10 protein-coding genes are annotated in these 12719 nt (G+C 71.1%); 2 read left to right on the top strand and 8 right to left on the bottom strand.

Annotated elements, in window-relative coordinates:
• Positions 1 to 126: 126 nt before the first annotated feature.
• The 5 genes from MRB58_RS13075 to otsB form a co-directional block, all read right to left on the bottom strand.
• Entirely contained in the window at positions 127 to 1632 is a 1506-nt protein-coding gene (locus MRB58_RS13075) for a phospholipase D-like domain-containing protein (RefSeq protein WP_244777572.1), read from the bottom strand.
• Between the two features lie 120 nt (positions 1633 to 1752).
• Positions 1753 to 3210 carry a trehalose-6-phosphate synthase gene (locus tag MRB58_RS13080; RefSeq protein WP_244777573.1) on the bottom strand — a complete coding sequence of 486 codons (1458 nt, stop codon included), beginning with the start codon at positions 3208 to 3210 and terminating at the stop codon, positions 1753 to 1755.
• A 120-nt stretch (positions 3211 to 3330) separates the two neighbouring features.
• Positions 3331 to 3846: an AAA family ATPase gene (locus tag MRB58_RS13085; RefSeq protein ID WP_244781982.1), complete on the bottom strand. Its 516-nt coding sequence runs from the start codon at positions 3844 to 3846 to the stop codon at positions 3331 to 3333.
• Between the two features lie 8 nt (positions 3847 to 3854).
• Entirely contained in the window at positions 3855 to 5630 is a 1776-nt protein-coding gene (locus MRB58_RS13090; protein WP_244777574.1) for a glycoside hydrolase family 15 protein, read from the bottom strand.
• Positions 5627 to 6352 (bottom strand): trehalose-phosphatase, encoded by a 726-nt coding sequence (otsB, locus tag MRB58_RS13095; RefSeq protein ID WP_244777575.1) that lies wholly within the window; start codon positions 6350 to 6352, stop codon positions 5627 to 5629. Before otsB ends, MRB58_RS13090 begins: the two co-directional genes overlap by 4 nt.
• 180 nt (positions 6353 to 6532) lie before the next feature.
• Between otsB and MRB58_RS13100 the strand changes: the two genes are divergently transcribed.
• Positions 6533 to 7507 (top strand): zinc transporter ZntB, encoded by a 975-nt coding sequence (locus MRB58_RS13100; RefSeq protein WP_244777576.1) that lies wholly within the window; start codon positions 6533 to 6535, stop codon positions 7505 to 7507.
• A 26-nt stretch (positions 7508 to 7533) separates the two neighbouring features.
• Here the strand turns inward: MRB58_RS13100 and nth are convergent, their stop codons facing one another.
• The 3 genes from nth to MRB58_RS13115 are packed head-to-tail and all read right to left on the bottom strand — an operon-like array spanning position 7534 to position 11975.
• A complete protein-coding gene (nth, locus tag MRB58_RS13105) occupies positions 7534 to 8523 on the bottom strand; it encodes an endonuclease III (protein ID WP_371747176.1) in 990 nt (329 codons plus the stop codon).
• Positions 8520 to 9719, bottom strand: coding sequence for an ABC transporter substrate-binding protein (locus MRB58_RS13110; RefSeq protein WP_244777577.1), 1200 nt, complete (start codon positions 9717 to 9719; stop codon positions 8520 to 8522). Before MRB58_RS13110 ends, nth begins: the two co-directional genes overlap by 4 nt.
• A gap of 3 nt (positions 9720 to 9722) precedes the next feature.
• Positions 9723 to 11975, bottom strand: a complete 2253-nt coding sequence (locus MRB58_RS13115) for a protein-disulfide reductase DsbD (protein ID WP_244777578.1) — start codon at positions 11973 to 11975, stop codon at positions 9723 to 9725.
• 233 nt (positions 11976 to 12208) lie between these two features.
• Between MRB58_RS13115 and MRB58_RS13120 the strand changes: the two genes are divergently transcribed.
• Entirely contained in the window at positions 12209 to 12598 is a 390-nt protein-coding gene (locus tag MRB58_RS13120; protein ID WP_244777579.1) for an MAPEG family protein, read from the top strand.
• Positions 12599 to 12719 lie beyond the last annotated feature (121 nt).

Below are 12719 nucleotides of genomic sequence, written 5' to 3' on the forward strand. Positions count from 1 at the left end.
ATTTCGCCCAAGAGTGCGCCGGGGGCGCCAAGACGCCCGCCACCCCAGCTATTGGCGCTACTCCGGAACCGGCCGGCCTTCGCCCGGCAGGGCCGCTCGAGGCGCCGGACGATCCGCCGCGCCGGACTAGCCGAGGTGCTGGCGCCGGGCGTTTCGGGCCTCGATACGGCGGCGGCGCATCTGCCGGATCTGCCGCACCGGCGCGCGCTGCGTCAGGCTTCGCAGGATCCGCCGCAGGCCGACAGGCCGGATCGGGTCGGCGGCGTCCGACTCGGCGAACAACTCCTCCCCCAGCGAGAGTTCGCGCGGCCGCAGCGGCACCAGGTGCTTGCGGTCGGTCGAGTTCAACGTGTCGATCAGTTCGATCAGCGACCCGTTCGTCCGCTCCAGCGCTTCGCGCACCTCCGCCGCGCTGCGGCCGAGGTGCTCCGCCAGGAGACCGTCGCGCACGCGCGCCACCGCCGCCCGCCGCTCCGGGTGCGCCACCGCGTCCACCACGATGTCGCACTCCGAATCGTAGCCCATCGAGCGGTTGTTGATGTTGGCCGAGCCCACCTTCAGCGCCCGATCGTCCGCGAACATGATCTTGGCGTGCACATAGATGGGCGTCCCGGCGGCGTTCACGGGGTAGTAGATGCGGAAGCGGTCGTGGACGTCGGCCTCCATCAGGAGGCGGATCATGCGCACCCGCGCGGTGTCCATCGCCTTGGCCTCCAGCCAGCCGTCGGCCGTCTCCGGGTTGATGACGACGATCTCCGGCCCGTCCGGCTCCTCCAGCCGCTCCATCAACACCTCGCAGATGCGCCGCGAGGCGAGGTACTGGCTCTCGATGTAGAGGAACCGCTCGGCCGCGCGGATGATCGCGTAGGTCGCGCCCAGGATCTCGTTGACGTGGGCACGCTCTTCGTAGCGCGGGAGCGTCCGGGCGATGCCGATCGGGATGTCCTCGAAGTCCGCGACGAGGCCGGTGGGCCAATGCGGCTCGGTCGGCGGCACCGGCTCCAGCTCCTCGCCGGTCGCCCAGAACCAGCGGTGCGCGGCCAGCACGGCCAGCCCCCGTGCCGCCGCCCCGGTGACGCAGGTGGTGACGTCGTGCCAGGGCGGCAGCGGCTTGCCGCGGGGGGTGTGCCGGCCGGGGCGCCCCTCGTGGTGCTCGCGCGTGTCCCAGCGGCCCATCGTCATGTCGATTCCGCCGCAGAAGGCGAGCGCGTCGTCCACCACGAGGATCTTCATGTGGTGTGCGGAGGTGGTCGGGTGGGCGCTGTCGAGGCGGAAGTCGATGCCCTTGGGCATCAGCCAATGCAGGAGGAAGGCCGGCGTCTCGCCGCGGCCCAGCGAGCGCAGGATGCCGATGTCCCACTTCAGCACCCGCACGTCGAGTTCGGGCCGCTCCTGGGCCAGCCACTCCATGAACCGGCCGACACGGTTGGGACCGCCGACGGTCTGCGCCTCCGGTTCCAGCTCGATCCGCGCGTCGAAGTCCCAGCCGATCAGGAAGACGCGATGGCGTGCCTTGAGCATCGCCTCCTTGGCGAAGCGGTAATAGTCGGCGGCGTCGACGATCACCGCGAACCGCGCGGCCTCTTCGACCGTCCAGCAGGTGTCATCGGGGACGAGGATGGATTGGGTCATCGGGAGGTCGCGTTCACGTTGCCGGCTAGAGGATAGGGCCGGCCGTGCGCGAGGGAACGCCCGTCGCGCGAACGTCTGCAATGCCTCGGCACGTTGTCCCGCGGCGGCACGCGGCCCGCGTCAGGCCCGCGACGTCTCGTCTTCCAGCGCGGTGACGCTGTTGATGGAGATGAGGTCGTCCAGAAAGCGGCGCGACCAGGCGGAAGCGGTGTTGGTCGTCACCTTGGCGTTCAGCGCCTTCCATCGGTCGATCCGCTCGTCCTGCGGCATCTGGATCGCCTGACGCAGCCCCTCGGCCAGCTCGTCGATCGAGTAGGGGTTGACGATGATCGCCTCGCGCATCTCCTCCGCGGCGCCGGCGAAGCGCGACAGCACGAGGACGCCGGGGTCCGCCGGGTCCTGCGCCGCGACGTACTCCTTGGCGACGAGGTTCATCCCGTCCCTCAGCGGCGTGACGAGGCCGACCGCGGAAGCCCGGTAGATGCCGGCCAGCGAGCGGCGCGGGAAGGAGCGGGAGATGAGGTGGATCGGCGTCCAGTCGAGGTCGGAGAAGCGGCCGTTGATCCGGCCCGACAGGCCCTCCAGCTCGCGCTGGATCTCCAGATAGGCGCGCACCTCCGAGCGGGAGGGCGGCGCGATCTGCAGCATCGTCACCTCGCCCTTGTGCTCGGGGTACATCTCGAGGAGCCGCTCGAACGCCTCGAACCGCTCCGGCAGGCCCTTGGAGTAGTCGATCCGGTCCACGCCGACGATCTGCTTCTGCGCCTCCAGCTCCTTGCGCATCAGGGCGAAGTGATCCGCGCCCTCGGTGCTCTGGTGGAAGTGGGAGAAGGCCGCCGCGTCGATGCCGATGGGGTAGGCGTCGGCGGCGACGGTGCGTCCGAAGACGGAGATCGACCGGTCCTCGTTGCGGGTGCCGTCCGCCTCCTGCAGCAGGTAGCGCTCGAAGGCGTGCAGATGGCTCGCGGTCTGGAAACCGACGAGATCGTAGGCGGTCATCGCTTCGGCCAGGCGGCGGTGGTTGGGGAGCGCGGTCAGCACCTCCGGCACGGGGAAGGGGATGTGCAGGAAGAAGCCGATCGGGTTCGTCATCCCGGCCTTGCGCAGCTCCTCGCCGAGGAAGAAGAAATGATAGTCGTGCACCCAGACGATGTCGTCCGGCCGCAGCAGCGGGACGAGGCGCTGGGCGAAGCGCTCGTTGACGCGGCGGTAGCCCTGCTCGAGGCGCTTGTCGAAGTCGGTCAGGTCGAGCCGGTAGTGCATCGTCGGCCAGAGGGCGCGGTTGGCGAACCCGGCGTAGAACTCGTCGTAGTCGGCCTGGGTGACGTCGATCGTGGCGGTCGACACCGTGTCCTCCTCGTGGAGGCGGAGGGGGCCGTAGGTGCCTTCCTCGGAGATCTGCCCCGACCAGCCGAACCAGAGGCCGCCGCGTTCGCGCAGCACATCGACCAGGGCCACGGCGAGCCCGCCCGCCCGGCCCGTGTCAGAGAGCGGTCCAACACGGTTGGACACGACGACGATGCGGGTCATGGGGTCGGCCTTTCGGTCGCTCTCGTGAAGGTGCGAATAAACCATCATTCGCCCTCCAGAGGGAAGCCACCGGATGACGCAATCTGCACAACGGGTGCGCGCCCGGAGGCAATTTCCGCAGCGAAATTTCCGCGCCGAGACGGCCGACCACTTGATTCCAAAGGGGGTCTATGCTCGTGCAGCCTGGGATGCGTCGGCGACGGCCGCGACGATCCGGGCCGCCGCCGCATCGGCCGAAAGCGTCGCGGTATCGAGGGTGAGCGGGCCGTCGGACCAGGGTTCGTAATACCGCGTGAGGACGGCCTCCCAGGTCGGCTGGCGGCGCCGCGTGCCGTCCGTGTGGCGAGCCTCGACGCGCGCGCGGTGCATCGCCGGGTCGCTGCATAAAAGCTCGACATCGAGCGCCGGGCACCCCGCCTCGCGGGCCAACCGGTGCCATGCGGCGCGGGTCAGGGCGATGGCGTTGACGCTGTCGGCGACGACCGTGCGGCCGAGGGCGAGATTGTCGGCGGCGAGGTCATGGGCGGCCAGGTACCCCGCATCCTCCGCCTGCTCGATGGCGAGGGTGGAGCGGGCGAGGGCATCCTCGATGGTGTCGATCCGCAGGTAGACTGCGCCGAGGGTCGCCGAAACCCGCCGGGCGATCGTGGTCTTGCCGGTTCCCGGAAGGCCCGAGAAGACCACGAGCAACGTCAGACGACCTTGTCCCACCGGCGCGAGAGGCGCACCGCGCCGTTGATGATGCCGACCATCGAGTAGGTCTGCGGGAAGTTGCCCCACAGCTCGTTGGTGGACGGGTCGACGTCCTCCGACAGGAGGCCGAGGTGGTTGCGGCACGAGAGCATGTTCTCGTAGATCTCGCGCGCCTCCTCGCGGCGATCCATCCGCCCCAGCGCGTCGATGTACCAGAAGGTACAGACGTTGAAGGCGGTCTCCGGCCGGCCGAAATCGTCGGCGGCGTGGTAGCGGTAGAGGTGGTCGCCGCGCCGCAGCTTCTCGCCGATCCGGTCGACGGTGGAGACGAAGCGCGGGTCCAGCGGGTCGATGAAATTGACCTCGGCCATGAGGAGGAGCGAGGCGTCGAGGTCCTCGCCGCCGAAGCTCTCGACGAAGGCGCCGGCCTTCTCGTTCCACGCCTCGTCGCAGATCTTCTTGTGCACCTCGTCGGCGCGGCTGCGCCAGTGCTTCGGGTTCACGCCGAGCTGGTTGGCGATCTTGGCGAGCCGGTCGAGCGCGGCCCAGCACATCAGCGAGGACGAGGTATGGACGCGCGCGCGGGTCCGCAGCTCCCAGATGCCGGCGTCGGGCTCGTTGTGCAGCATGAAGGCGCGATCGCCGATGACCTCCAGGTGCCGGAAGTCCTCCATCGTGCCCTGGCGCATCAGACGCTTGTCGAAGAAGGCTTGGGCGGCGGCCAGCACGATGTTGCCGTAGACGTCGTGCTGATAGTGCTCGTAGGCTTGGTTGCCGACGCGCACCGGGCCCATGCCGCGGTAGCCGGGCAGTTCGGCGAACTCCTCCACCAGCGCCTGTTCCAGGCCGATGCCGAAGACGGGCTGGATGTGGTCGCCCTTGGTCAGCGCGATGACGTCGCGGATCCAGGCGAGATAGTTCTCCAGCGTCTGCATGTCGCTGAGGGCGTTGAGCGCGCGCACGACGAAGAAGGCGTCCCGCAGCCAGCAGTAGCGGTAGTCCCAGTTGCGCTCCGAGCCGGCGTGCTCGGGGATCGAGGTGGTGGCGGCGGCGACGATCGCGCCGGTTTCCTCGAAGGTGCAGAGCTTGAGGGTGATGGCGGCGCGGATCACCGCCTCCTGGTACTCCAGCGGCAGCGCCAGGCGCAGCGTCCAGGTCTTCCAGTAGGCGGCGGTCTGCTCCTGGAACTCGCGGCCGATGGAGGCGGAGCTCGCGGTCAGCGACTCGTCGGGGCCGAGGAAGAGGTTCAGCTCGCGCTCCAGGACGAAGAACGACTCGTCGCGGATGTAGGTGATCGGCGCGTCGGTGGTGAGGCGCATCGCGATGCCCTCGCCGACGAACCGCACGTGGTTGGAGCCGGAGGTGATCTGCGGCCGCTCCTTGCCCCAGTGGAAGCGCGGGCGCAGCACGATCTTGACCCGCGGCCGGCCGGTGACGGGGCGCATGCGCCGCACGATCTGCGCCGGCCGGAAGGTGCGCCCGCGCGAGGCGAAGCGGGGGCAGAAGTCGTCGATCTCGACGGTCGATCCGTCGGTCGCGATGAGCTGGGTGCGAAGGATCGCGGTGTTTTCGATGTACCACTGCTTGGAGTGGCTGAAGTCCTCGATCTGGATCGAGTATTGCCCGTCGCCTGGCTTGCCGTTGGTTCCCAGCAGCGAGTGGAAGACCGGGTCGCCGTCCGGCCGCGGCAGGCACCACCAGACGATGTTGGCCTCGTCGTCGACCAGCGCCTGCACCGAGCAGTTGCCGATCATCCCCAGCGCGAGTGTGCTCACGCGGGCACCCCCGCCAACTGGGCGAGCCAGTCGTGCACGGCGGCCACGTTCGCGAGGCGGTAGGGTGCGTCGGTCGCGCCCTCGCCCACCTTGATGCCGAAGCCGCCGACCGAGTTGGCGGCGCGAATTCCGTCTTCGTCCGTCACGTCGTCCCCAATGAAAATCGGTGTGCGGCCATGGAAGGGCGGCCGCTGCATGAATGATTGGACGGCGGCGCCCTTGTCGAACCCGCGCCGCTTGGCCTCCACCACCATCTTGCCGCAGATGAGATGGAGCGTTGCGAGGTCGGCGGTGGCTTGCTCCATCGCGTCGATCACGGTCTGCTCATGCGCCGGGTTGGCGCGGTAGTGCACCGCGAGGCCGGCGCCCTTGTCCTCCATCGAGACGCCGTCGCCCAGGAAGGGGAAGCGGGCGATCCGCTCGCGCAGCGTGTCCATCTCGGGCGGGGCGGGCTGATAGTGGATCTCGTCACCCGGTGCGGCGCGATGCTCCAGCCCGTGCATGCCGGCGGCGGCGATCGGGATACCGAGGAAGCCGTCGATATCTTCGATCTTGCGGCCGGAGACGACGGCGATGGCGCCGGACGTGCGCGCCACGATGCGCTCGATCAGCGTATGCAGGCTCGGCGCGACCACGACACCGTCGGGACGATCGGCGATCTCGACGAGGGTCCCGTCGAAGTCGAGGAACAGCGCCGGACGTTCCGGCACGGGTGGGGTCATGCGTTCCGGCTCAACGGCTTGTCGGACGACCCCCAGTGGCCGCCGCACTGCACCATGAACCTTCGGGCCTTGAGGGGCAACCGCGGAATATCGTTACAATCCTCCGGCATGGCCCCCGGGAGCGCGCGGCGAAAGTCAGGCGCAAGCCCGGCGCGTACAGGCCGACAGCGAAGGACCGACATGGACAGCCACATCCGATTCGCCCTCCACCTCTCGGGCGACGACCGCGGCACCGACATTCCCTCCGAGGACGATGTCGCCACGCTGGTGGGCCGTGCGGCCCCGCTGTGGCTGCATCTCTCCGCCGACCATCCCGACACCGCCCAGTGGGTGGCCGAGCATCTCGCCTACCTCGCCCCTCCGGTGCGCGAGGCGTTGCTCGAGCCCGAGACGCGGCCCCGCGCCCTGTGGACCGGCTCCGGCCTCCTGGTGATCCTGCACGGGATCAACATCAACGAGGGCGAGGACCCGGAGGACATGGTGCCCATCCGGCTGTGGCTCGACGAGCACCGCGTGGTCTCGCTGGCCACCTCGCGGCTGAGCGCCATCCGCCGGATCGCCGAGAACGTGCGTGCCGGCAGCGGCCCGCAGACCCCCTCGGCACTGCTCGCCGCGCTGGTGCGCGACGTGACCGACCGGATCGAGAGCCATGCGGGCGACCTGGAGGACCGGGTCGACGCGCTGGAGTCGCGCACCATCGCCGACCCCCGCGACGAGATCCGCAAGGACGTCGCCGACCAGCGGCTCGAGCTGACGGAGCTGCGCCGCTACATCCAGCCCCAGCGCGACGCTGTCGGCGCCATCGTCCACATCGCGCCGGAGATTCTGGCGGCGGAGGACCGCGCCGCGCTGCTGGAGCAGCACGACCAGCTCATGCGCGTCGCCGAGCAGCTCGAGGCGCAGCGCGAGCGGTTGCAGACCCTGCGCGACGAGCTCGGCAGCGCGCAGGCCGAGCGGCTCAACCGCAACCTCTACGTGGTCTCGGTGATCTCCTCGGTGTTCCTGCCGCTGGGGTTCCTCACGGGGCTGATGGGCGCCAACCTCGGCGGCATCCCCGGCTCGGAATCGAGCGTCGGGTTCTGGGCCTTCACGTTGGTGTTGATGCTCATCGGCGCGGGCGTTCTGGTGGTGCTGCGGATCGCGCGGATCCTGTAGCGCGGGCCCCCCGCCGCCGCCCCTCGTCAGGCGTGGGGCAGAGCGCGGCGGTCGGGCGCCTTGCACAGCTCGTAGATCACGCAGGCTTCGCACAGCGGACGGCGCGCCTTGCAGACATGCCGGCCGTGCAGGATCAGCCAGTGATGCGCCCCGCGCAGGAAGCGCTCGGGGACGATCTTCTCCAGCGCCTTCTCCACGTCGTCCGGCGTCTTCCCCGGCGCCAGGCCGAGGCGGTTGCCGATGCGGAAGATGTGCGTGTCGACCGCGATCGTCGGCTCGCCGAAGGCGACGTTGAGGACCACGTTCGCGGTCTTGCGGCCGACGCCGGGAAGCGCCTGCAGCGCCGCGCGGTCCTTCGGCACCTCGCCGCCGTGCGTGTCGATCAGCGCCTGCGACAGGGCGATCACGTTCTTGGCCTTGGTGTTGAAGAGGCCGATGGTCTTGATGAACTCGCGCAGCCGCTCCTCGCCGAGGGCGACCATCTTCCGCGGCGTGTCGGCCACGGGAAAGAGCGCGCGCGTCGCCTTGTTCACGCCGACGTCGGTCGCCTGGGCCGACAGTGCGACGGCGACCAGGAGGGTGTAGGGGTTGGTATATTCCAGCTCGGTCCGGGGCTCGGGCAGGGCGTCGGCCAGGCGCTGGAACAGGGCGTCCGCCTCGGCCTTGGTGTAACGGCTGTTCTTCAGCGTCTTCGGCTTGGCGGGGGCCTTCGCGGGCGTGGCCTTCGCGGGCGTGGCCTTCGCGGGCGTGGCCTTCGCGGGTGTGGCCTTCGCGGGTGTGGCCTTCGCGGGTGTGGCCTTCGCGGGTGTGGCCTTCGCGGGTGTGGCCTTCGCGGGTGTGGCCTTCGCCGGCTCGGCGGGCGCCTCGCCGGGGAGGCCGCCGGGCGGGTGGCCCGCTTCGGCGGCCACGACGGCCTCGGCCTTGGCCGTACGCCGCGCTGTCGCGGCGGGCTTCGTGCCGCGGCGCGCCGGGGTCTTGGCGGTGCCCGTCTTCGGGGCCGGCTTCTTCTCGCTCATCGCAGGAAAGCCTCGTCCCAGACGCGCTCGATCACCGCCGTCCAGCTGACGTGCGGCTCGGCGAGCGTGGGAGCGTCGACGCCGACCTCCTCGTCGAACAGGGCGCGATCGGCCTCGGGGAGGCGCGCGACGGCGAGCACCGTGGGGTCGCCCCACACGTCGGGGTCGGCCTTGCGGGCCTGCGCCTCCGGCGACAGCAGGAAGTTCGCCACCACCAGCGCGCCCGCCTGATCCGCCGCGTTGAACGGGATCGCCACGAAGTGGACGTTGCCGATCGACCCGCCCGCGAACGCCGCGACCCGGCTCTCGGGGGGCAGCAATCCGTCGTTCACGCCGGCCACCGCGTCGGACGGGTTGCCGGTCAGCGCCAGCAGCAGCTCGCCGTCCGCATAGAGCCGGCGCACCTCGGCGACGCCCGCCGGGAACGCCGCGCCCTTGCGCCACAGGTTCGGATGAAGCCGCTGCAACACCGGGATCAGCGTGTCCCGCACCAGCGTCTCCGCACCGTCGCCGGCGGGGGCGTAGAGGATCTCGCGGTCGGGCACGAGGTCGAGGAGGAGCTGCTTGAGGAAGGTGGTTCCGGTGAAGTTGGGCGGCTGCGGGTAGGTGAAGCGGCCGGGGTTCGCCTCGGCGAACGCGATCAGCTCGTCCAGCGAACGCGGCGGCTCGGGCGTTCGCGCGGCATCGAAGACGGTGACGAGCTGGGCGCGGCCCCATGGGCTCTCCTGCCCCTTCACCGAGACGCCGAAGTCCCTGTCGATCGCCGCGCCGTAGAGGTCCATATCGACGAGGGGGCGATTGGGAAGGGCCTCGGCCCATGGGTCCGGTCGCAGCAGGCCGTTCTCCTGCATGGCGACGAAGTTCTCGCCGTTGATCCATACGAGGTCGACGGCGCCGTCCTCGTTCTCGCCGGCGGTCTTCTCGGCCAGCACGCGGGCGACCGCCTCGGCCGTGTCGGCGAGCTTCACCTGGTTCAGCGTGACCCCGTAGCGCGCGGCCACCTCGTCGCCGACCCAGGCGATATAATCGTTGATGTGGGTTTCGCCGCCCCAGGCGTACCAGTCGACCGTCTGTCCCTCGGCCGCGGCCAGGACGGCGGGCCAGTCGGCGACGTCGGGGCCGCGCGTCTGGGCGGTGGCGGGGCCCGCGAGGGCGAGCGTCGCCGCGAGGACGGCGGGGAGGGCGAAGAGGCGCATCGGTCAGCTCTCGAAGGCGGAGCGCAGCGTGGCGACGGTCAGGATCTGGGGCAGCACGAGGGGTGCGCCGTCGGCGGGAAAGTGGACGTAGAGCGGAACGCCGGCGCGGCCGAACTCCTCGATGAACTCGGTCACCTCGGGGTCGCGCCGCGTCCAGTCCGCCTTGAGGTAGGTTACGTCGTTGCGGGTCAGTTCGTCGAGGAAATCCTCGCCCGAGAGGACGACCCGCTCGTTGACCTTGCAGGTGATGCACCACGCCGCGGTGACGTTGACGAAGACGGGCTTGCCCGCCGCGCGCAGGCTGGCGAGGCGGGCGGGTGAGTACGGCTCCTCGGCGCCTCGGTGCCCGGCGGTCAGGCCCAGCGGGCGCTCGCTCGCCGTGGCGGTCCCGGCGGTCGCGGCGGTCGCGGGCTGCAGCGCGGGCCATACCGCGACGATCGCGGCCGCCAGGCTGGCGACGGCGAGGCCCGAGGCGACGCGGTGCGAGGCGCCCGAGCCGCGCTGCGAGAGGCCGAACAGCCACGCCGCCATGGCCACGAAGACGAGCGCGGCCATCGCCGGCAGCAGCGACTCGACGCTGACCAGCTGCGCCAGCACCCAGAAGAGCCAGGCCGCCGTGAGGTAGAGCGGGAAGGCGAGCGCCTGCTTGAAGCGCACCATCCACATGCCGGGCCGCGGCAGGAGGCGGGCGGCTCCGGGGATCGCCGCCAGCACCACGAAGGGGAGCGCCAGCCCGACACCGAGCGCCGCGAAGACGCCGAGCGCGAAGAGCGGCGAGGCGACCAGCGCCGCCCCCATCGCCGGGGCCATGAAGGGGGCGGTGCAGGGCGTGGCCACCACCGCCGCGAGGAGCCCGGTGGAGAAGGCCGAGGCCGGACCGCTGCCGCCGCGTCCGCCGAGCCGGGTGAGCGTGGCGCCGATCTCGAACACGCCCGAAAGGTTGAGGCCGAAGGCGAACAGGACCAGCGTCATCGCCGCGACGAAGGCCGGGCTCTGCAACTGGAAGCCCCAGCCGACCGCCTCGCCCCCCGCCCGCAGTGCCAGCATCACCGCCGCGACGACCGCGAGGCTGACGAGGACGCCGGCCATGTAGGCCGCGCCGACCCCGGCGCGACGCCGCAAGGGTGCGTCGGCATGGGCGACGAGGCCGAGCACCTTCACCGCCAGCACCGGGAAGACGCACGGCATCAGGTTGAGGATCATCCCGCCCAGGAAGGCGAGGCCGAGCGCCTGCCAGAAGCCCAGGCCCGGCCCGTCGCCGCCGGCGAGAACCACCGGTGCCGGCCCCGCGAACGGCGCCGCGGCCGGCGGCGCGGCGGCGAGGGCCTGCGGGCGAGCGACGGCCTCGCCGGACGGCGCGGCGGCGGCGGCGGCGGCGGCGGGCGTGCCGGAGCCGGGGCTCGCCACGGGCGGCGTGGCGGTCGCTGCGGGAGGCACCGGGTCGGGCGTGCCGGTCGCCGTGATCTCGACGGCGCCGGATCGGGTGGTGAGGACACCGGCGAGCGTGCCGTCGAGCGGCTCTCCGGTGGACGTCAGCGTCAGTCGTGCGCCGTCCTCGCTCGCGGCCGCAGGCTGCGGGGCGACATGGTCGAGCGCACGCCCGTCGAAGGCGAAGAAGTGCGCCCCCTCGGCCTGCGCGCCGGGCACGTCGAGCGTGATCGTGTCGCCGTCGCGGGTGTAGGTGGCGGCGACGTCGCTCGCCTGCGGCAGCGCCCACTCGGCCTGGACGAACGCGAAGGCGACCGTCGAATCGGGTTCGCTCGCCGCGCCGGTCGGGACCTCGATCCGCGCCGTCCCGCTCGCCGGGATGCAGATCTTCTCGCACACCAGCCAGTCGGCCCGAACCGACACCAGCCAGGGCACGCCCGCCGGCCAGTCCGCCGGGACGGTGAGGTCGGTGAGGAGGGTGAACTGGTCCGAGTAGCCGTGGTTCATCAGCGGCGGGTAGGGCAGGAGGCTCGGCGCCGGGAACCGCAGCGGCCCCGTCGCGCCGCCCTTGCCGACGTCCCATTCGAACACCGGGGGCCCGCCCGAATCGCCCGGATTGATCCAGTAGGTGTGCCACCCGTCGTCCAGCGTGTGGCGGATGGCGACGTCCACCTTGTCGCCCGGCGCGGTCACCGCGTTGCGCAGGAGGACGCGCGCCGAAAGGTGCTCCGCGTCGATGCGCGCGACCTCCTCCGCCTGGGCGGGAGGGGCGAGCGCCGCTGCACAGCACAGGAGGGCCGCTGCGGCGGCGAGACGGGGACCCAGCATGGACGCGAGCTTCTCCAGGTTGAACGTCGACTTACGCCGCTTGGAGAGGGAGCGCAAAGCCGCCGGCCTCACGTTTGCGAGACCGGGCCGGACAGCCGGCCACCGGCCCCGCGATCCGGCGAGGTCCGGCGTGCGCCTGCGCTGCCATGCCCCAGCGGTCCGATCGGCGGGCGGCCTTGCCAGCGGGGCCGCCGCGCGCTCACCCTGCGGCAGATCGGCTGCGGAGGGATGGTGTGGCGCTCGAATTCTCGATCGCGCTGTGGTGCGTGCTGGCGGCGGGCCTTCTCCCACTCCTCACCGTCTACCCCGCCAAATTCGACCGCAAGCTCGACAATCGCGATCCGAGCGCGCGCCATGCGCGGCAGACGGGCCTGCGTCGCCGCGCCTTCGCCGCCCACCGCAACGGGTTCGAGGCTTTCCCGCTCTTTGCCGTCGCCGTGATCGTCGCGGGGCTGACGGGGGCCGACCAGGCGCGCGTCGACGCGCTGGCGCTGGCCTTCGTGGCCCTGCGGGTTCTCTTTACGGTTGCGTATTTCGCCAACCTGTCGCTCGTGCGCTCCGGCCTCTTCGCCCTCGGCCTCGGCGTGACGATCGCGATTTATACCGCCGCCATATGGGCCTGACGGATGGCCAGGGCCGCCGCGGCCGCGACGCCGCGACACACGCTTTGCGATTACATCTCGTTCAGACAGGGCCGTCGCGGGTTGCGCGGCGGCGCACCGCAGATAATGTCCCCGGCCAGAC

This window comes from Acuticoccus sp. I52.16.1 (assembly GCF_022865125.1).
In the GTDB taxonomy this organism is placed as follows: domain Bacteria; phylum Pseudomonadota; class Alphaproteobacteria; order Rhizobiales; family Amorphaceae; genus Acuticoccus.

Coding starts and splice junctions, on each gene's coding strand:
- MRB58_RS13075 (WP_244777572.1), bottom strand. CDS start 1,632: ATGACCCAATCCATCCTCGTCCCCGATGACACCTGCTGGACGGTCGAA.
- MRB58_RS13080 (WP_244777573.1), bottom strand. CDS start 3,210: ATGATGGTTTATTCGCACCTTCACGAGAGCGACCGAAAGGCCGACCCC.
- otsB (WP_244777575.1), bottom strand. CDS start 6,352: ATGACCCCACCCGTGCCGGAACGTCCGGCGCTGTTCCTCGACTTCGAC.
- MRB58_RS13100 (WP_244777576.1), top strand. CDS start 6,533: ATGGACAGCCACATCCGATTCGCCCTCCACCTCTCGGGCGACGACCGC.
- nth (WP_371747176.1), bottom strand. CDS start 8,523: ATGAGCGAGAAGAAGCCGGCCCCGAAGACGGGCACCGCCAAGACCCCG.
- MRB58_RS13110 (WP_244777577.1), bottom strand. CDS start 9,719: ATGCGCCTCTTCGCCCTCCCCGCCGTCCTCGCGGCGACGCTCGCCCTC.
- MRB58_RS13115 (WP_244777578.1), bottom strand. CDS start 11,975: ATGCTGGGTCCCCGTCTCGCCGCCGCAGCGGCCCTCCTGTGCTGTGCA.